The sequence below is a fragment of the Nostoc sphaeroides genome, assembly GCF_003443655.1.
In the GTDB taxonomy this organism is placed as follows: domain Bacteria; phylum Cyanobacteriota; class Cyanobacteriia; order Cyanobacteriales; family Nostocaceae; genus Nostoc; species Nostoc sphaeroides.
This window is the reverse complement of the sequence record NZ_CP031941.1, coordinates 6,127,474-6,149,096: the sequence shown is the minus strand read 5'-3', so window position 1 is coordinate 6,149,096 and position 21,623 is coordinate 6,127,474. Positions and strand designations below refer to the sequence as shown.

Annotated in this window: 13 protein-coding genes; 7 read left to right on the top strand and 6 right to left on the bottom strand. The window is 42.2% G+C overall.

The window, feature by feature from the left end; genetic code table 11:
• Positions 1-160: 160 nt before the first annotated feature.
• Positions 161-2,257, bottom strand: a complete 2,097-nt coding sequence (locus tag D1367_RS27490; RefSeq protein ID WP_118169986.1) for a TonB-dependent receptor plug domain-containing protein — start codon at positions 2,255-2,257, stop codon at positions 161-163.
• 391 nt (positions 2,258-2,648) lie between these two features.
• Positions 2,649-3,980, bottom strand: a complete 1,332-nt coding sequence (locus D1367_RS27485) for an RNA-guided endonuclease InsQ/TnpB family protein (protein WP_118164919.1) — start codon at positions 3,978-3,980, stop codon at positions 2,649-2,651.
• A 107-nt stretch (positions 3,981-4,087) separates the two neighbouring features.
• Between D1367_RS27485 and tnpA the strand changes: the two genes are divergently transcribed.
• Positions 4,088-4,495 carry an IS200/IS605 family transposase gene (gene tnpA / locus D1367_RS27480; protein ID WP_118164924.1) on the top strand — a complete coding sequence of 136 codons (408 nt, stop codon included), beginning with the start codon at positions 4,088-4,090 and terminating at the stop codon, positions 4,493-4,495.
• A gap of 252 nt (positions 4,496-4,747) precedes the next feature.
• Here tnpA and D1367_RS27475 read toward each other — a convergent pair whose 3' ends face one another.
• Positions 4,748-5,023 (bottom strand): ubiquitin-like small modifier protein 1, encoded by a 276-nt coding sequence (locus D1367_RS27475; RefSeq protein ID WP_118169984.1) that lies wholly within the window; start codon positions 5,021-5,023, stop codon positions 4,748-4,750.
• A 104-nt stretch (positions 5,024-5,127) separates the two neighbouring features.
• Positions 5,128-6,438 (bottom strand): threonine synthase, encoded by a 1,311-nt coding sequence (gene thrC, locus D1367_RS27470; protein ID WP_118169981.1) that lies wholly within the window; start codon positions 6,436-6,438, stop codon positions 5,128-5,130.
• An 845-nt stretch (positions 6,439-7,283) separates the two neighbouring features.
• Here thrC and D1367_RS27465 point away from each other — a divergent pair.
• The 6 genes from D1367_RS27465 to D1367_RS27440 all read left to right on the top strand — a co-directional run bounded on the left by D1367_RS27465 (position 7,284) and on the right by D1367_RS27440 (position 19,416).
• Positions 7,284-9,851, top strand: coding sequence for a DUF7925 domain-containing protein (locus D1367_RS27465; protein WP_118169979.1), 2,568 nt, complete (start codon positions 7,284-7,286; stop codon positions 9,849-9,851).
• Positions 9,852-9,937: 86 nt separating this feature from the next.
• Positions 9,938-10,501, top strand: coding sequence for a DUF11 domain-containing protein (locus D1367_RS27460; RefSeq protein WP_118169976.1), 564 nt, complete (start codon positions 9,938-9,940; stop codon positions 10,499-10,501).
• Positions 10,502-10,707: 206 nt separating this feature from the next.
• The gene (locus tag D1367_RS27455; protein ID WP_118169974.1) at positions 10,708-12,249 is read left to right on the top strand and encodes a DUF11 domain-containing protein; all 1,542 of its coding nucleotides are present in this window, start codon (positions 10,708-10,710) and stop codon (positions 12,247-12,249) included.
• Complete coding sequence (locus tag D1367_RS27450) at positions 12,246-16,070, top strand: TonB-dependent receptor (RefSeq protein ID WP_118169971.1); 3,825 nt, start codon at positions 12,246-12,248, stop codon at positions 16,068-16,070. Before D1367_RS27455 ends, D1367_RS27450 begins: the two co-directional genes overlap by 4 nt.
• Before the next feature lie 59 nt (positions 16,071-16,129).
• Positions 16,130-16,696, top strand: a complete 567-nt coding sequence (locus tag D1367_RS27445) for a transposase (RefSeq protein ID WP_118171675.1) — start codon at positions 16,130-16,132, stop codon at positions 16,694-16,696.
• Positions 16,697-16,980: 284 nt separating this feature from the next.
• A complete protein-coding gene (locus D1367_RS27440; RefSeq protein WP_118169968.1) occupies positions 16,981-19,416 on the top strand; it encodes a hypothetical protein in 2,436 nt (811 codons plus the stop codon).
• 101 nt (positions 19,417-19,517) lie between these two features.
• Here D1367_RS27440 and D1367_RS27435 read toward each other — a convergent pair whose 3' ends face one another.
• Both D1367_RS27435 and miaB read right to left on the bottom strand, forming a co-directional pair.
• Positions 19,518-20,087 carry a Uma2 family endonuclease gene (locus D1367_RS27435; protein WP_118169966.1) on the bottom strand — a complete coding sequence of 190 codons (570 nt, stop codon included), beginning with the start codon at positions 20,085-20,087 and terminating at the stop codon, positions 19,518-19,520.
• A 151-nt stretch (positions 20,088-20,238) separates the two neighbouring features.
• Positions 20,239-21,603, bottom strand: a complete 1,365-nt coding sequence (gene miaB / locus D1367_RS27430; protein ID WP_118169963.1) for a tRNA (N6-isopentenyl adenosine(37)-C2)-methylthiotransferase MiaB — start codon at positions 21,601-21,603, stop codon at positions 20,239-20,241.
• Positions 21,604-21,623 lie beyond the last annotated feature (20 nt).

The window sequence follows — 21,623 nt, the reverse complement described above, 5'->3', positions numbered from 1 at the left end:
AGAGCCAAAAACCTTAAACTGCGTAGGTTGGGTTGAGGAACGAAACCCAACATTTATCAGAATTTGTTGGGTAACACTAAAGTTCAACCCAACCTACGTAGAAGTTGAGTTTTAGGCTTAACTGAACTGTATAGCTTCATAACAGCAGGAAGCGCTGTAACTAAAAATTAGCGCTTAAACCCAAACGAAAAGTGAATCCAGGGCTATAGATGCGATTAACTCGCTCATATTGCTCACCGAGTAGATTTTCTAAATAAACTGTCAATCCTAAATTGGTAGTTAAAGGTATACGACCCGTGAAATCTAAATTCATGAAAGATGGTGCAAAATCTGTAGACTTGTCAGTAGAGTTAGCGAAGATGGATCTACGAGCGCCGCTATTGTAGGTAACATACAAGTTAGCCTGCCATCCTGCATTTTCATAACCTACACCAGTTTGAAGTACAGAGTAGGGAATCAAACCTAATTGTAGACCTTTTTCTGAGCCTGTTTTTATTTGGGAATCTGTATAAGTATAGTTGAGGAAAGTTGACCAGCCAGCCGCAATTTTTAATTGCAATGCTGCCTCTAAACCATTGGTATCTACTAATCCAATGTTTTCCCATTTTCCGGCGATAACTCCCAAGCGATCGCCTATACTACTACCAAAGTAAGTAAACTGTCCAATCAGATTTTCCGAAAAATTGACATCTACTCCCGCACTCCAACTAGAGCCAGTTTCCGGGCTTAAATCAGGATTAGGTCTCCAACCATGAACCGTATCATAAACATACAACTGATCTAACCCAGGATTGCGTTGTGCCCCTGCCCAACTTCCCCGCACTGCTACTATTGGTGTGACAGCATAACGTAACCCAACACTAGGGTTGAGATAATTTCCAAACTGGCTATCAAAGGTTTGCCTTAGCCCTAAATCTATCAGAAAATCATCGCCAATATTCCAAGTATTGACAGCAAATAAAGCCGTATTGAACAAACTCCGATCTTCCTTTTCGTTTTCGGCAATCCTAGTAGGATCTGTACTCAAAACATCACCGATTAAATCGGTGTTTTTCAAATCTAATCCCCAACGCAATTTATTCTTGGAAGTAATTTTCCACTCATGATCGACTCTGGCTGTGAGTTGTTGTGTATCTAAAGACCCTCTACGATAAAATGATGCTCCTGTAGGGCCATAAGTGCTAAAATAATCTTGGTTATAACCAATTGAGGTTGTAAGATTAGAGCTTTCCCCATTACCTAGTCGAGTTTTCCAAGATAAGCCAACATTTAAACCATCGTGGTCTAATCTATCTCTTTGGAGAGGAAAACCGAAATAAATTAAACCGCGACGACTGCTGAGTGCAGTAACATCTACATTCAGAGAATTTTTCTTATCTAAATCTACTCCAATGCTACCAAAGTAAGTACTTGTAGCTGTGTCTGCATTTGATAGAAATCCCTGCTCATCACGATTTGCTGCACCTAGAGGGACGCGGTAACGGTTATCTGTAAAGAATCTTTCAAAGCTAAAGTTGTACTTGACATTATCAGATGAACCACCATAAGTTACTTGTTGATTATTTAAACTTAATGAGCCAAATTCTGCACTAGCGCTCAATTTAGGTTTGCCATAACCTTCTTTAGTTATGATATTTACAACTCCCCCAAAGGCTGAAGAACCATATAAAGCGGAGGCTGTACCGCTATATAATTCCACTCGTTCAATAGCCTCTACAGGAATGCTATTTAAATCAGTTCCACCATGATAAGTGTTGACATTATTGTTAATTGGTCTGCCATTAATCAAAAATACAGACTGATTAATTGAGGCTCCCCGGTAGTATGTACCTGTGTGAATGTCTGCACCATGTCCGACATCATTGATTGCAAAACCAGGCATTCTTTTCAAAATATCGGCTAAACTTGTAGCGCCCTGCTTTTGAATTTCTTCTTGATCAATTACGTAAGTTGGAGTAGATTGAGGTAGGTTGTCTGGTTCTGCAATCACTTCTATAGAAATGTCTGCATCATCGCTCGGAGTTTGCTCTGTTTCTAGCTGAGTTTCTGGATTAACTTGATTCGGTGCAGATTGTTGAGTTAATAATTCGGCATTAGTGGCGGGTAGCTCGATTTCACTCAAACTCGAAATATCTGAAATCACTTCGGTTGATTTATCAGTATTTCTCTGCTTAATTTCACTCTCAATTGCAAAGCCAGGAAACGTTATCAGTAAACTCGGTAAAGCTACTGTTAGCAACGAAAAATCCTTTTTCACGTTCTCTTTCACACCAAGTAAAAACAGTCACAAAGTAGTATTCTTGCTGTAATAGTAAAATTATGTCAAAAGACAGGCTGTCAAACCATAGATTTTGACCCCTCTCCAAACCTCTCCCCGAAACGGAGAGAGGCTTTGAAACCCAGTTTTAGTTTTTTCTCTCGTTGTATGAAACCACCCTGCTTTTTAAGGGGGGTTAGGGGGGATCAATAAGTGTCTAAAATCACAGCTAACTACTTTTCAAACAACCTCTAACGAGACGCTGCGCGATTGCGGTTTGTTTTTCTGTCTTGTGACCCCAAATAGCATCTGACTTTTCACGTTATGTGGAAAAGCTAACGATTGACCTAACCTCCTTCCCTACCAGGGAAGGGGGAATAATGAACTACCTCTAGCTAGCTTCGCTTGAGCTAGAGGTTTCTGCATCCTCTAGCTTGTTTTTAGCAAAGTTGCTTTGAGATTTCTGACGCTTCTTCGCCCCTAGTTGCCTCATACTTCCAGCTTGCTTTCGCGCCTTGGTGGATGAAGTAGAGCTAGACGACTCTGCGTCTGCGAGGACAGTTCCTGACCCCGGCAGATTCCCTTTACTCCAATAAAGCATAACCTGGGCAGCAGCAATATCTCTATCCTGACGATAACTACAAACACCGCACTCATGTACTCGGATATCGAGTGTTTTCTTGTGCTGGTGTCCACATTTAGGGCAGGTTTGAGAAGGCTTTACAAGGCGGGTTGGAACCTCGATAAATACACCACCAATTTGTTCTACTTTATATTTGATGGCGTTGCGTAGCATTCCAAATCCAACATCAAGGATAGACTTATTTAGTCCAGCCTTTTGTTTATGCGAAGAGCCTTTTTTAGGTTTACTAGTCATGTTTTTGACAACTAGAGTTTCAGTTGCCACCATGCTATTACTGCGTGTTATTTGTGTGGCAACTTGGTGTACCCAATTTTGGCGTTGGTTAGCAACTTTGCGGTTAAGTTTACTAACCTTTAATTGAGCTTTTTTAAACCGTCTAGAAGCTTTTATTTTTTTCTTTCTATTCGGCGCACGTTTACGTCTTTTATCCTTAGATGCTTTTTTGATTAGATGTTCTGCATTCCTCAAAAACTTGGGAGCATCAATTTGTTGGTGATTTTCACCATCAGTAATTGATAAAGCAGATTTACATCCAAAGTCAATACCAATAGCACCACAGGGTAGAATCTCTGGTTTGAGAGCTTGGTCTAATACATTGACAGTAATTGAGGCGTACCATTTACCATTACGATAAAGAATGGTGCAAGTAGTTGGTTTGCCCCAATATTTAGCCTGTCCACGCATTTGAATACGCCCAATCTTAGACAGACCCAAATACCCATTCTCTCCGTCTGACTCTAGCTTAAAACCTGCACAATCTGGATAAGTCCATCCCGAATAATGCCGAATTGATTTAAATCTAGGTCGTTTACCCAATCCCTTAAACCAACGTTCAAAGGCGTAATCAACACGTTTTAAAGTTGCTTGTAGTGCATGACTTGGAAGCTCTTTATATTCTAACCAAACTTCTTTAAACGCAGGTAAACAGTTTTGCTGCTCAAAATAATCAACTTTGTGATTATAGATTTTGTACTGGTTAAATCTGTTGTTTACTGCGGCATTGTACAAGTCCTTGTGGAGCTTTCGGTGATACCGCAATGTTAATTCAGTTTTTTCATTTGGGTATAAACGAAAGGTCATTCGTCTTGTTGCCACAGTATGTTTTTGTTTCCCTTCGACTACGCTCAGGGTAAACCTCCGAAATCTGGTATATTAGTCAGAATACATCAGACACGGTTACTTGTCAAATGCTTCCTCGCAAAGGGTCACATGCTGTTTTCTCTATTCACTTGCACTTTGTTTTTATTACCAAATATCGCAAACAGGTAATTACTGCACCAATCCTTGAAAGGATGCATGAGATTTTTGCAAATATTTGCATTAAAACTAATTGTATTTTGATAGAATTCTCAGGTGAACAAGACCACGTTCATTTGTTGGTAGACTACCATCCAGATAACAATATTTCTGATTTCACTTCTAGTTTAAAGTCTGCTAGTAGTAGGGTTATTCGCAAAGAATTTAAAGAACATATTGACAAGTTTTACTGGAAACCCCTGTTTTGGTCTAGCTCTTATTATGTTGCGTCAAGTGGAGGCGCACCAATCGACAAATTAAAACAATACATTAAAGATCAAGATGCGCCAATCGAATAAATATGGATTGGTTATTTCCACTTCGTTCCAATAACCCGCTCTGATCCCTACCCTACTAAGAGTTGAGGGTAGGGACTGCCGCGATGCGTTCAAAGTCTCTCTCCTTTTAGGAGAGAGAAATAGAAGTGAGGTTTTCCAGATACCGTGAAAAGTCAGAAATAGCATAAACAACAAAAAGGACGGGGGTTAGCCGTCCTCTGTCTCTCAAAGGTTTGTCTAATCAGATTTCTACTTTATTTAGTATTCTCTCTATTAACCACCGGCGACAGCTGGGACAATACTTACTTCATCGCCATCTTTCAATGCTGTATTAATACCATCTAAATAGCGGATATCTTCGCTATCGACATAAAAATTTACAAATCGGCGTAGCTTCCCTTCTTCATCGCACAACCGCGATTTAATCCCAGGAAAGCTTTGTTCTAAGGAGTCCAACAATTCAGCAATGGTGTTACCGTTGGATTCTAGACTAGCTTGGTTATTAGTCAAATTCTGAAGAGTCGTCGGAACTAAAACTGTTACAGCCATAGAAGTACAAAGTGAAGAGTGAGGAGTGAGGAGTTAGGAGTGAGGAGTTAGGAGTTAGGAGTTAGGAATAAAAAAACTCATAACTCATAACTCATAACTCATAATTAAACGAGGACTTGTTGCCATTCCAAGCGATCCAGAGTACGCGATCGCTCTAGGGCACGTTCAAAGCTATCTAGTTTAGCATCAATAGTCAAGGGTTCGCCAACGTAGCCTTGGATTGCTTCTTGAGTTTTCAGACCATTGCCGGTGATGTAAATCACAGTCGTTTCATCTGGATCAATTTTGCCAGCTTCTACCAGTTTTTTCAGCACGGCCACGGTTGTACCGCCGGCTGTTTCTGTGAAGATGCCTTCGGTTTCTGCCAGCAGCTTGATGCCATCAATAATTTCTGCATCATTGACTGATTCAATGTTACCACCAGTTTTCTTAGCTAACTCCACAGCATAAATGCCATCTGCTGGATTACCGATCGCTAATGATTTAGCAATTGTATTCGGTTTTACTGGCTTAATAAAGTCGCGTCCTTCTTTGAAGGCTTGGGCGATAGGTGAACAACCTTCAGCTTGAGCGCCACTGAAACGGACGCTCTTGTTTTCTACCAAACCAACTTCGATAAATTCTTGGAACCCTTTATATATTTTTGTAAAGAGTGAACCAGAAGCCAAGGGAGCAACAACATGATCCGGTAGTTCCCAACCTAGTTGTTCCGCAACTTCAAAACCTAGCGTCTTGGAACCTTCAGAGTAATAAGGACGCAGATTAATGTTGACAAAACCCCAGCCATGTGTATTAGCAACTTCTGAACAGAGACGATTGACTTGATCGTAGTTGCCCTTGACGGCCATCAGAGTGGGACTATAGATCAGGCTACCGATAATTTTACCGGCTTCTAAATCTGCGGGGATGAATACACAGCAGTCTAAACCGGCATGAGCTGCGATCGCAGCTGTAGAATTTGCCAAGTTACCAGTGCTAGCGCAAGAAACGGTAGTGAAACCCAACTCTCGCGCCCTTGATAGAGCAACTGAAACTACCCGATCCTTAAAACTAAGGGTGGGCATATTAACGGCATCATTTTTTATATAAAGCTTATTTAGACCCAGGCGACGGGCAAGGCGGTGAGAACGAACCAAGGGAGTCATACCCGTTCCCACATCTATTACATTGTCAGTTGCAACAGGCAAAAAGGGACGATAGCGCCAAATTGAATTGGGCCCAGCTTGAATTGTTTCACGAGTGACAGTCAGACGGAGGGCGTTGTAGTCATACTTGACTTCTAAAGGGCCAAAACATAACTCACAAACATTACTGGCTTTGAGTTCATATTCCGCACCACATTCCTTACACTTCAAGGCTTGAAAGTAGGCAGTGCTGGTTTGGGTTTGGGTTTGGGTTTTGATTGCCTGAGTCATAAACTAGCTTTCCCTGTTTGTCTTTCTGGGTTTGTCTGTCTGCTGTCGTTTGATACTAACACGAGCAAAAATACCAGTCAAACATACCCGACTAAAAATGTCGGGTATTGCTAGTATTTGTAAAAATTATTTCTGTAAAATTTTTATATACGTAAACGTTAAAGCTAGTATTTGCACGTAGAATATACTTGTTAAAAAATTAGAAAATAGCTCAATATACTCAGTCTTAACACTGATTATTGATATGATTAAATTGCATTTAATCTATGATGAATTTGCATTTATTGAAATTACTACCCAATTTTGAGTGATCTATATCACTTAAATTAACCTTCTATTTTTGATTTCAATCACTTTACCAAGTAGTAAACACAGATGACAGCAGACGTTCAAAAGTATTGCTATATATAAGTTTTATCCTTTTTAACCTCTGATGAAATCCCTAAAATTGCTATGTGTGTTGCCAAAATGAAGCTGATCTTTCAGCTTTGATGCACTAATTCATCGCTAAAGAAGTTACTTATTTCCACGGAAGTCTTTATTGGCTACAAAAGCTACATTAATATTTATATCGAAGATTCAGCAGAACACAGTAGTAAGTTACCCGTATTTGCGATCGCTAGCTTTGATAATCAACGTTAAGCGTCAAACAAGTAAGCAATGACTTTTCTGCCTATTGCCTCAATCTAGTTTTTCAGGAGTGTCAATAAGTTAACTCCTCAAATAGACATCTCCGAAACATCAACGTTTTGGCTCGTCTAATCGGTAATTCTTTAAAGAATTGCCGAACTTTATCCTGTCTCAAAACCCAAGATACAAGTTCAGCAAATAAACAAACTATTTTTATGGTAAACCGAAACAAATCTGTCAACAAGCAGCGCCAGACCTACCAATCTCTAGTAGCAACTGCATTATTAACTAGTAGCCTTTTCCAATTTCTTGCACCTGTACTAGCTGAAGGTACGGCTGCGGGTAAAGAAATCAGCAACACGGCAACAGCGACCTACGAAGATCCTAACGCACCTGGGACAACTATAAATGCTACCTCTAACACTGTTAAAATAACCGTGGCAGAAGTAGCTGGTATCACTGTGACGGCTGTTGGTAGTCCAACATTTAAGACCGATACCAACACCGATACTAAGATTAATGCAGGCGACGTTCTGTACTACAGCTACAAGGTTACCAACGTTGGTAACGACCCTACCAAATTCCGAGTTCCTGATACAGTCAAGATTACTGGGCCTGGTGCAGTTGAGACAGGAAAACACGTTGAATACTTCGTCGATGGCACAGGCTGGACACCCATTATTGGAGATGTCACAACAGGTTCAATTAAGCCTGGTGAATCTGTACTGGTTCGGGTTCCCATACAAGTGGTTTCAGGTGCACAGGATAAAGAAGTTATTAGCGTTGTACTTGGTGACACTCAAGGCGATGCTCAAAACGTATTACGGGAATCCGGTGGTGGTGACCTTTACACCGTAGACAACACTGGTACAGACAACGGTGATATTCTAGGCGATCCTGTTAATGGTGTACGTGAAGCCAGTGCTACCGTACAGGCGACGGTGAATGCATCCATCAAGACCTATGCTTTAGCTACATTGCTCAAAACCCGTAGTGCCTACGAAAATGCGGGCACAATTGGTAGTATTATTGACGACAAGCTTACTTACGATTTGAGCTTGCGAGTTGAGGACACAGACCCCACAGGTAACGGAATTACTCCCGGAAGCCTGACAGGTACTCAAATCAAACTTGATGGTAATCCTGCCTCTCGCGTCTTGATTTCTGACGCAATTCCTAAAGATACCCAGTTTGATAGTGTTGTTAAGGCTCCTGCGGGTTGGACAGCAGTATACAGCACAATTGCAGCCGAAAATAATAAGGCTAATGATACTACCGTAACGGAATGGTCTACTCTTCAACCCACAACAAACAAAACTACCATCACCCGTATTGGTTTCATTTTTAACGGTAATATTGCTCCTGGTACGACAGTGACAGGCTTCCAGGTGAAAGTTGCTGTTATAGGTACTCCTACTGCACCACTGAAGGTAGCAAATATTGCCCAAGTATTTGGTGCTACCTTGGATAATGACGCTGATTCTACTAACGACTTGCTAGTTTACGACGAATCTGGCGACCAAAGTCCTAGTAACTACAACGGTTCAACTCCTCCTGGGCCTGATGTCAACGGAGATGGTATTCCTCGTTCTATCCCTGCCATTAATATAGATGACGGTTATCTATTAGACCAGAGTCAAATCGACGCTGCGGGTACTGACGCTGGTAACAATAACAGTGGTAGTGGGTCTGGTGGTGAAGTCAACTTATTTACGATTGATATTGTTGGTAACAAATCCGTTCTCAATGGGCCATTAAATGTTCCAAGTGCTATTGGCCCAACTAGCAATGATGATGATTTTACTAACAAATCATCCTTGGTTCCATTAGATAAGTCAGCACCTACTAGCAAATTTGACCCATCAGCAGTGGCCTTCACTAATACATTCCAAAATAACGGTGCTCTGGCAAGCGATATCTCTCTGATTCCCACAGGTACTATTAATGGTACTCCCATTAGTCTAACCTCCGGCACTGTAGTCACCATTACCTATCAAGCCCTATCCCAAAAATATGTATGGGACGAGGCGAATAAGAAATTCTTGTCTGGAACTACTGTTGCAAGTGGTACGAATATTGACGCTACATCTAAATACATAACTCTAGCTGGCATCACACCGGGTGGTAGTGTCACCTACGGTGTGGAAGTGAACCTACCCGATGGTACTCCACTTTCTACGGATACACTAAGCGGCTTCCCTGTACCCATCACCGCCTTTATTGATGATACAACTGGTGGTCTTGGTACTGATGCAACTGTCGAACCCAGAAATACAACCATTAACCGGGTATATACTGGCTTCTTAAAACTGGTCAAAGAATCACGCATCCTTAAAGGAGATGGGCCTGATATCGCGGCTGGTCAAGATACCTTCAGTACTACTGACAAAGCCCCTCGTCCTGGCAATTACATTGAGTACCGAGTTAAGTACACGAATATTTCCGATCCTCAAGGTGGAAGTAACAATAATATCATCCTTAATGCCAACAATGTAAGTATCACTGAAGATGGCACTATCGGTGGTACAGGTAATAACTGGGCTTTGGATAACGATCTCGACCAAAAAATTGATACCCAAAACATTCGGAATTCCGCTCAAGATTCTGGTAATGCGAATATTTCTTTCTTTAGTGGTAGTCCTGCCACAAATGTTGCTGCTGACCAACAAGGTACAACAGTCAATAATGATGTTACAAAATACGTAGTTAAAGCTACAACCGCCGTTACACCGGGAGAGGTAAGAACATTTACTTTCCAACGTAAGGTTTTCCTCAACAACTAACGATAAATGATTTATGAGGGACATCTCCATCAAAAGATGTCCCTTGTTCAATGCAAATATCCAATCAATTTTAGCAGGTAATACAGATGAAACGTTTATCAATGGCAGCTTTAGGAGCGATCGCACTCATTGCTACAGTACCATTTGTCAGTCAAGTGCCGGGAATGGCTTCTCTATGGCATTCTACAAGCGCGATCGCTCAAAATGTCAAACCTCAAGGCCAGTTACAGTTGCGCTTAGAGGCAGAAAAGCAAGTGGTGGCACAGGATCAACAAGGTAAGCAAAGTAAGAAATGGGAACCTTTGAAAGGTCAAGCTGTGGTGCGACCAGGAGATGTGCTTCGCTATACCTTGACCAGTGAGAATAAGAGCGATCGCCCAGTGAAAAATTTGGTTCTTAATCAACCTATTCCCAAAGGAATGGTATACGTACTTAAATCAGTTTTTGCCGCTAATAATACTAAAGTTACTTACAGCATTGATGGCGGGCGCAGCTTTGTCGAAAATCCTACTGTTAAAGTTACTCTTCCTGACGGCAAAGTGGAAACAAAACCAGCACCAGCAAATGTTTACACCCATATCCGTTTGCAAGTTCCTTTAGTTGCAGCTAAGACAACAGTTAAGACGACTTATCAAACCCAAGTGCGCTGATTGAAATTAGGTTTGTCCTTGGTCATTTGTCCTTTGTAATTAGTAAATGACCAAGAACAAATTTTATGCAATATTTCACTAATTAAAATAAAGCATATTTAAATTCGGACAATGTTTAGTAAGTACCATTTAATAATTTATATTTCCCTAAATGAAGCAGTGCTTTTATTAATAACAAGTCTGGCATTCCAGAGGAGATATATCCAGTGAGCCGTTCTCAAAACCAAAACCAAATTACTTCTAGCAGTAGCTGGTATCAAAGGTTAACGGCTACTGTTCTTCTGGCAAGTGTTTTGCATACTACTATACCTCTACCAGCGATCGCGCAACAGACTAAGAATCTGATTGCGTCTGTGCCATTAACAAATCAAGCTACTTATACTTATACAGATTCTACTAGTAATTATAAATATCAAGGAAGTTCTAGTCAGCTTAATGTCAGTCCTAACCCATTAGTTGACCCATTAGGGCGGATTTTAGGTTGCGCTGGACAACTTTTACCTGACTATACAGGTTTTTCAGTTGGAGTATACGAACCTAATCCCAGCGATCCAACAGGGACAGAATTGGCAAGCTTAGTGCCTCTAACTCGAACAGAGTTGCCTGATATTCCTAATAACAAGGTTTCCGGTGGCAAATCGCCAAATATCGAGAATAGTAATCCCTATTTTATTACCAATAACCCTGCGGGTGTTTACAATTTCCTCCTTGATCCTAACAAGGGTCAAACTAATCCAGGTAGAAGCTACATTTTTGTAGTCAATCCACCAGCAAATTCTATCTTTAAACAACGACGCATCAAGATTGAAATCATTGCTAGCACTGGCACTGAAGGTAATAATCTCGTGCGTTATGTCGCTACTTCTTTAGATGGTCAGCCAATTAGTATTGTAGGCGAGACAAGGGTTGAGGATACGGTTGTTTTAGTTAACAATGCTGAAACCCAAGCACTGAAGTTATTTGCCTTTGATTTCAGTACAAATTTGTGTCAACCCAATCAGATGCAGATTATCAAAACGGGCGATCGCGCTACTGCTGAACCTGGAGATACAGTAATCTACCGCCTCTCAGTAAAGAATCTCGCTGATGCTGGTTTAAATAATTTAGTTGTCACCGACAACTTACCTTTAGGATTCCAGTTCTTGCCTAAATCTGTGCGGGGAGAATTGGATGGTCAAGCGATCGCTATCACCTCAGAACGCAATGGAAACACGGTAACATTCCGCACGGATGTAATAATTCGTACAGAGAAAGTCTTGAATATTGCCTACGCGGCTCAATTAACAGTCGATGCTTTGCGCGGGACAGGTCGTAATAGTGCGATCGCTAATGCCCGACGATCTGACAACGGTTTTAGCACTAAGGATGGCCCAGCAACCCACCAGTTAAAAATTCGTCCAGGAATCGTTTCTGATTGTGGCACAATCATCGGTCGCGTGTTTGTTGATAAAAACTTTGATGGTGAACAACAGCGTGGTGAGCCTGGAGTCCCAAATGCGGTGATTTTTCTGGAGGATGGAAACCGCATCACCACAGATCCGAATGGTTTGTTTTCATTAGCCAATGCCTTACCAGGAAACCATACGGGTGTACTAGACCTCAGCAGTGTACCCGGTTATACTCTGGCTCCTAATAACAAATTCCGCGAACGGAATAGCCAATCTCGTCTAGTGCGTTTAGAGCCTGGTGGCTTGGTACGCATGAATTTCGCAGTTACCCCCGCCTTTCAGGAGCCAGTCAAGAAATGAAACCTAGACTGCACTATGTAAATACATTTAACTTGAAGTTGATGGGGGCGATGCCGGTAGTAGCTCTCAGCCTTATTTTGTATCCTGCAATAGTCAAAGCAGAACCCGTCAATGAAAATCTCTTTTTTTCTGATTCCCCTTCGCAAGTAGATAAGGGTGTTGAAGATCCTAACTTTTCACTGGATCTGGAAACCTCACTTCCATTCCTCTCCCCTTGTAGGGGAGAGGCTTTGAATTCTCCCCATCTTTTGGGAAGTTCGTTAGAACTTTCCTCAACTTCTTCAGCACCAACTACTGGTACTTCAATTCCAGATACCCAGCCAAGTGAAACAGAAATACAACCATTTCAACCAGCAACCTCCGTAGGTTTACCCAGAGGCTTACGCAAAATAGCCGGAATCAAGAACGACGGACGCAAAGACACCGAAACACAGTTGCAAGCTTCTCCAAGGCAAATACAACCATTTCAACCAGCAACTACCGTAGGTTTACCTAGAGGCTTAAGTAAAATAGCAGGAGTAGAGAACGGGCAAGGGGTGAATGAAAATCTTCCCGTGTCCCCCACTCCCGCCATTTCCACAGCAATTAAAATTTTGACTCCGACGGCTGAGGGCGTTGTAGATGTACCAGCTACCACAGTTATTGTGCAATTTCCCGTTGGCAGCCAGGTGGAATTGCGGGTAAATGGCGTGTTGGTAGATTCTTCCTTGGTGGGACGGACAGAAAGTGATGCTACCACCAACTTAGTAACGCAGACATGGTATGGTGTCTCGTTAAAAGAAGGTAAAAATACCATCTCTGCACAAGTAGTTGGAGGAGAAGAATCCCCTGTAACCGTGCAAGTTGCAGTCAGGGGAGCGCCACAGCAACTAACTTTAGAAACTGTTGAGTCTCGTATCCCGGCAGATGGACGTTCCACAGCGACAATTCGGGGTCAACTCATCGATGCAGGTGGCAATCGCTCTAATCGTGATGCTGTGGTCACTTTGATCGCCACTGCTGGGGAGTTTGTCGGGAAAGACTTCAAACCCGATGAAGCAGGATTTCAAGTGGAGGCGAAAGCGGGGCAATTTACAGGGATTTTACGATCGCAACTCAAGTCCGAAACTGTCCGAATTCGGGCGATCGCTAATGATTTGGAAGCCTTTACTCAACTACAATTTGAAACGGCACTGCGTCCGAGTTTGGTGACAGGGGTAATAGATTTACGTTTGGGCGCTAGAGGTACAAATTATTACGGTAGTTTCCGTGATTTCCTCCCTCCTGACAAAGACAACGGCACGCAATTAGATTTCCACTCAGCAGTATTTGCCACTGGTGCGATCGGGGAATGGTTATTTACAGGTGCATATAACAGTTCTCGTAGCCTCAATGAAGATTGCAACTGCGATAATCGTCTGTTTAGAACTTACCAATCCAGTGAGCAAAATTATCCTGTCTATGGTGATAGCTCGAAAGTTGATGTCGTCGCTCCTTCCATTGACAGTGTATATCTGCGTTTGGAGCGCTCAACTGGTATCCCCGGATCTTCCCCTGATTATGCCATGTGGGGGGACTACAACACAGAAGAATTTGCGCGGCGATCGCAGCAATTTACTTCTATTACCCGTCAACTTCACGGTTTTAAGGCTAACTACAATTTAGGGAACCTACAAATTACAGGTTTGTATGCCAACCATTTAGAAGGGTTTCAACGGGATACCATTGCTCCTGATGGCACTAGTGGTTATTATTTCCTCTCTCGCAGAATACTACAACCAGGTAGCGAAAATGTTTTTATCGAGTTAGAAGAACTCAATCGTCCTGGGACTGTATTAGAACGCAAACAGCTTAACCGAGGCCCAGACTACGAAATTGACTACGATCGCGGCACATTATTATTCCGTGAACCCATTCTCCGCACTGATATTGATCAAACCGGACAAGTATTGGTACGCCGGATTGTTGTTAGCTATCAATACGACAGCGAAGATTCTGATAGCAATATCTATGCTGGTCGTTTGCAATATAACCTTTCCCGCAAGCTGAACCAGGAAAGCTGGATCGGAGCAACTTACGTCCAAGAAAATCAGGGTGTGCGTGACTTTCAACTCTACGGTGCAGATGCGCTGATTTCTTTGGGTAATCAGGGTAACTTAATTGCAGAATATGCCCATTCCACTAATGATTCTGATGTCATGGGAAAGGTTAGCGGTGAAGCGTTCCGCCTGGAAGCTGAGGGACAGATTACTAATGGAATTCAAGGTCGTGCCTATTATCGCTTTGCTGATACGGGTTTTGCCAATAATGCTACTATCAGCTTTGTCCCAGGACAAACTCGTTATGGAGCGCAGGTTACAGCTAAACTGGCCTCAACCACTAATGTCAGAGTGCAATATGACCACGAAGACAATTTTGGCATTGCTCCCCAACCGCTAGATACCTTTGAAGAACTATTTACACCGCGTTCTGAAGCGACACCTGGGAGCAAAGTTGATAATTCGCTGACGACGATTTCCGCCGGGATTCAACAACGTCTGGGTAAAGCTACTATTGATGTGGATTGGATTCATCGTCATCGAGAAGACCGCATCCCCGACAGCGCCCTAAGTAGTACTTCTGATCAACTGCGATCGCGTTTTTCGGTTCCCATTGCGAAGAACCTGACTTTTCAGGCGCAAAATGAACTAAGTTTATCTTCTCAAAAAGATACTGTTTACCCAGACCGTACTATTTTCGGGTTAAATTGGGCAGCAATTCCTGGTGTAAATATCAGTCTGGCCCAACAGTTTTACACTAGCGGTCAATATTCGGGTAATTCCATCACCAGTTTGAGTGTCAACGGTGAACATAAACTCGGATCAGATACTACTTTGACCGGTCGTTACTCAATTTTGGGTGGTGCGAATGAAATGACTACTCAAGGAGCGATCGGTCTAAATAATCGTTGGACTATTGCTTCGGGATTGCGGCTGAACTTAGCTTACGAACACGTATTTGGCAACTTCTTCGGACGGACTGGAGCAGGCCAACAATATGCCCAACCCTTCGCTGTTGGTCAATCAGCATCTGCGATCGGCTTTGATGGTGGCGATAGCTACAGTGTGGGGCTAGAATACTCTGATAATCCACAGTTTCAAGCTAGCGCCCGTTATGAACATCGTTCTTCTTCTAGTGGTAGCAATACAGTAATTACCGCAGGTGCTACGGGTAAAATTTCTCAGTCTCTCACAGCTTTGGTACGTTATCAACAAGCTGGTTCTTCCAATCAAAAGCTTTCAGGATTGGGAGATACTGCTAACTTGAAGCTAGGTTTAGCTTACCGCGACCCCAATAGCGATAAATTTAATGCCTTATTGCGTTATGAATATCGCCAAAATCCAGCAACCATCCCTGACACCATCCTGTTAGGAAGTGGTACGGGTTCCCAAGACCATACTTTTGCTTTAGAAGCTATTTACGCTCCTAACTGGCAATGGGAATTCTACGGTAAGTATGCTTTGCGTAACAGTACTTCTTACATAGCCAGTGATTTAGCTGGTACTAGCACAGTAAATCTGGCGCAATTACGCGCTACCTATCGTTTGGGATATAGCTGGGATTTGGTGGGTGAGGCTCGTGTAATTAGTCAGCCTAACTACAGCGAAACAGGGTTTGTGGTGGAAACAGGTTATTACCTCACGCCTAACCTGCGCCTTTCGGCTGGATATGTGTTTGGAAAAGTTGACGATCGGGATTTTTCTGGCACACGTTCTGCAGGAGGCGCGTATTTAGGCTTTACGGTTAAACTCAACGAATTGTTTGACGGGTTTGGACAACAAAAACCTGTTTCACGCCAATGAAAACAGAGAGAGACGCGCCATGGCGCGTCTCTACAAGGGGCAGATTTGGAATTGTAATTATGACTAAACCAAAATTTCAGGGCAGATATCGAGTAGAGTCCACACGTTTACCAAATCGGAATTATGCTGCTAACGGTTCTTATTTCGTGACAATTTGTACAAGCGATCGCTTGCATTTTTTTGGAGATGTGATTACAGGGAATATGCAATTATCAACGATTGGAGAAATAGCCCAACAATTCTGGGCAGAAATTCCAAATCATTTTGCCTACACCTACACAGATATTTATGTCGTCATGCCCAATCACGTACATGGCATTATTGTGATCGACCGTCCCACAAATGTAGAGACGCACCATGGTGCGTCTTTAGCTTTAGCCGATGATGAATTTAACAAATTTTCTCCGTTAAAACGGAATTCATTACAAGCAATTATCAATGCCTATAAATCTTCTGTCACCCGTTGGTGCAGAAAAAATGGTTATGAAGATTTTGCTTGGCAGCCTCGATTTTATGACCATATCATTCGCGCCGATGGTTCTTTAGACCGAATTCGAGAATACATCATTAATAATCCCATCAAATGGGACAAAGACAAAAATAACCATACAAATTTATGGATGTGATGTTTCCCACAATGTAGAGACGCGCCATGGCGCGTCTCTAAAAATTATCAGGCGCGTCTCTACAAATTGTCAATTTATAGCCAGGATTAATTAAATTTAAAATCAAATCTATTTTTCACTATTTAAAAGCGATCGCCAGAGTAAATCTGAATACAGATGGTAGATTATCGATGATTTTGGGCAAGCTAAAGACTAGAGCTTTATTTGAGGTGAATCAGCCCTTATTGATGATTAGGGTTAAGGTGATCAGCATTTTTTAAAGGTTATTTTATGGTGATTTACTAATGAAGAATTTATGGCAAAATTTTAATATTTTTGGCTGGGGGCTGATCGGTGCGACATTAGTACTTCAACCTACGTCAGCGCAAGCTCAATATATCCAGCGATCGTTCTTAAATCCCGGCTTTGAGTCACCTGTTTTTGGTTCTGCGGGTGAACAATGTTACGTTCAAGTGGATCAAAGCCTAATCCTTGGTTGGAGTACAACTCATGGTTCAGTAAAAGCAGGAACAGGTAACTGTACTGGTTATACATCTCCAGGGTTAGTACCGCTCATTGAGATTTGGACTTCAGGATTTCTTGGTGCTAATACAGCAACCAATGCAGGGAATCAATTTGCTGAGTTGAATGCTGAGGAAGCTTCTGAGTTGTATCAGAATATATGCCTGATTAAAGATGAGACGATTACATTCTCTTTTCTACATCGTGGACGTTCAAGTGCAACTGTTGCTGATGTAGCGAATTTTTTAATTGGACTAAATACTAATCCAACATCAACTATTTTTGGCACGTTCTCAACAACTAGCAGTGGAACAGTTACGGCACAACCAGTAGCACAGAATGGTGCAACTATTCCTACTGTAACTAACAATAATGCAGGAAATGGCTGGGTACGATACTCTGGCACTGTTCCTTATACTGGTGCTAGTGGGAATCAACCTGTAGGATTTGCGGCTGTTTCCACAGCAGGGGGGGACAATACTGTAGGTAACTTCCTTGATGAGGTGCAATTTGCAGGGTTACCTGTGGTCGAGTTTACAGCAAGTTCGGGTGGTGCAGCAGAATTGGAAACTACCCCAACAACTAACCCCCCTAAACTCAGAATCGTTGGTTTTGTGCCAACTGGAGGAATAAGCGTTCCTATCTCCGTGAGTGGTACAGCAGTTTTGGGTATAGACTTCACTACAACATCAGGCACATCCACCTTTAATGTCACTATTCCTGCGGGTAACTACGACGGTAGTGATGCGACTAGTGTCTTTACCATTCCTTTTACTGTCATTAATAACAACGTTCCTCAAGGTGTGAGGACAATCCTATTCACCATAGAAACTTCAGATAGTTTTTTCGCCAAGTCAACAACAACTTGTGGTGGTTCCCCAACGATCGCTTCTGACTATACCATATATGATGATGATTTCCTTAGCGGCAAGGTTTGGAATGATGCCGACAATAGCGCTAACGGGACTTTTACTAATATTAATACTGGCTCGGAAACTGGCACTAATGCAGGTAACTTGTTAAATGCTATTCTCGTTGATTCTAACAATACAGTATTAAAAACAACAACTGTTGCAGCCGATGGGACTTACACCTTTATCAATGTTCCCCTGAATCAAAGCAATGTTAAAATTCTCTTAAGTACAACTGCTGGCACTGTAGGTAATACTGCCCCTACAGCATCGCTCCCTCCTAACTGGGTCAATACTAGCCCACTAACAACAGCTGCTTTTAATACTGATACAAACATCTCTAGTAAGGACTTTGGAATTGAGCAGTTGCCCGACACTAATAATGTCATCGGCTCTACAAAAAAAAATCCAGGGGGAACCAATACTGTACAAGTGCCAACACTATCAGGCACTGATCCAGAAGATGGGAACCTTAGTTCTGGCAACAGTTTCAAGATTGTTAGTCTACCAAATAATGGGACACTGTATTACAACGGTGTAGCTGTGACAGCCAACCAAGTTATTACTAATTATGATCCGACCAAACTAACAGTAGATCCGAATATAGATGACCTTACAACGATCGCTTTTACTGTAGCCGCAGTAGACAAAGCAGCCAAGGAAGATCCTACACCTGCTACGGTAAATATGTCATTAACTGGCAAAGCTCAATTAATTTTAGTGAAGCGCATCACCCGGATTAACAGCCAGAACTTAACCGATATTGTCGATGGTCGCAGCGACGTTTCTTCTAATGCTGCTAACTATGTAGCATCTTCTCATGACACTGATGATGATAGCACTAACAAATGGCCTACTAATTACTTGCGCGGATTGATTAACGCTGGGATAGTCAAACCAGGGGATGAGTTAGAGTACACGATATACTTTCTCTCCAATGGTCTAGCTGATGTAACTAGTGTGCAAATCTGTGACTTAGTACCTACCAATACTACTTTTCTTCCTACTGCTTTTAATGGTATGACTCCTAGTGATGGCGGCTTACCAGGAGCAGATCAAGGTATTGCTCTTGGGCTTGGTTCTAGCACTCCTACAGCTTATCTTACCAATGCACAAGATGGCGATCGCGGATATTTTTATACAGCTAACGAATCAGGCATCCCGTCATCCTGTGGTAGTAACACTAATGGGGCTGTAGTAGTGAAGATCACGCGGAGTCCAGATTTGTCAAATCTACCTCCAGCAAATGGATCTGGGACTCCAGCTAATTCTTATGGCTTTGTTCGCTTCCGCGCCAGGGTGAAATAGGGGAAGGGGGAAAGAGGGGTTTTTGATTTTTGCACAGATATAAGAGTGAAAAACAATTGTTTTGGATAACGCAAATTAATCAAAGGTTGAATTTGCGGTTTTTACCATATTTTATTTAAATTCAATTCAAACCCAGGTAAAACATCTTCACCAAATACAGTTGTAGGAGATTTTAATATTTCTACCTCTTTCTCTAAACGAAAAATTTCTACTGTTTTATTCTTCGGATCAAGTAACCAACCTAAACGAACGCCATTGTTAATATACTCTTGCATCTTTTCTCTGAGTTTTTTCAGAGAATCACTACTAGAACGCAATTCCACCACAAAATCAGGTGCGAGAGGAGAAAATTCTTCTTCTTGTTGAATCTGAGTTAAAGCCTCCCATTTTTCGTTACTTACCCAAGAAGCATCGGGTGAGTATACCGCACCATTAGGTAAAGTAAAACCACTGGAGGAATCAAATACAATACCTAAATTTGTGCGATCGTTCCAGTTCCATAGTTGAGCATTCAAACCAGAGTTTTTCTTACCTGTCCACGGATACGTTGGAGGCATAATTATAACTTCTCCGGTTGCAGTACGTTCTAACTGCAAATTTTGATTAGCTTGACAAAGTTCATAAAACCCCTCGATACCCAGATTGGGAATATTCAAAGTGATGGCGTTCATAAGCTTTAATAGTGAGGTTTTGTGCTTATACTAATTCTAGACATAGGAGTGAAAAACAATGCGCGTCTTTACAAATAACAGACGCAAAATTTCGCCTCTCTACAAGGGTTATGGATAACGCATATTTAATTTCACTCATATCTCTATTTTCTCAGATAGATAAAGCTTGCCTAACTTCAACTGGTTCACCTGTCAAGCTAAAGGGGCGAACTTCGGTAATTTTTACCTTTACTAACTGTCCTTTCAATTCTTTGATGTCGCCACTGAAGAATGTCAAACGATTACCGCCAGTGCGTCCCATCACCTGAGTTTGATCTTTGGGATTTTGGTCTTCTACTAAAACTTCTTCGATGCGTCCAAAGTAACGTTGCGATCGCTCGGCTACTTTTAAGTTTCCTAAATGATTCAGGCGTTGGAGGCGATCGCTTTTAATTTCTTCACTTAGCTGATTGTCCCACAAAGCGGCTGGTGTCCCTGGACGCGGCGAATATGCTGCTGTATTCAACATATCAAAGCCAATATCTTCCACCAGTTTTAGGGTATTTTCAAACTGTGCTTCTGTTTCTCCAGGAAAACCAACAATCGCATCAGCACTAATGGAAGCATCTGGCATATACCGCCGAATGGTATCGATAATCCGGCGATATTTCTCATGGGTATAACCCCGCGCCATCGCCTTTAAAAGTTCATTATCCCCAGATTGAAAGGGAATGTGGAAGTGTTTGCAGACTTTGGGCAACTCGGCACAAGCCTTAATTAATCTTTCAGTAAAATAACGGGGATGACTAGTAGCAAATCTTAACCTTTCAATTCCCGGTACATCATGGACGTAATAAAGTAAATCTGTGAAGTTGTGCAGATGCCGTCCTTCTGCTGTTGTTCCTGGCAAGTCTCTGCCGTAAGCGTCAATATTTTGACCGAGTAAAGTAATTTCTTTGTAACCTTGCCGTCCTAATTCTTCCATTTCAGCCCGGATAGCTGACGGGATGCGCGATTGTTCGACACCGCGCACATTGGGAACTACGCAATAGGTGCAGCGTTCGTTACAGCCGTAAATTACATTTACCCAAGCTGTGACTTTACTATCCCGTCGCGGCTGGGTGATATCTTCAATAATATGAACTGACTCGGTTGCAACAACTTGGTTGCCCTCAAACACCGACTCCAGCAAATCTTTGAGGCGGTTGGCGTGTTGTGGCCCCATTACCAAGTCTAATTCTGGGACTCGCCGCAATAGCGCTTCACCTTCTTGCTGGGCAACACAACCTGCAACGATAAGGGTTAAATCTGGCTGCTCATGTTTACGCTTCGCTTGTCTGCCAAGGTAAGAATATACCTTTTGCTCGGCATTATCCCGAATTGTGCAAGTATTGTAGAGAATCACATCTGCATTATTCGGATCTTCTGACCATTCAAAGCCCATGTCTTCCAAAACGCCAGCCATGCGTTCTGAGTCAGCTTTATTCATCTGACAACCGAAGGTAGTGATGTGGTAGTGGCGTTTAGAAGTGGTCATGTTGCTTAGTTAACCAGTTA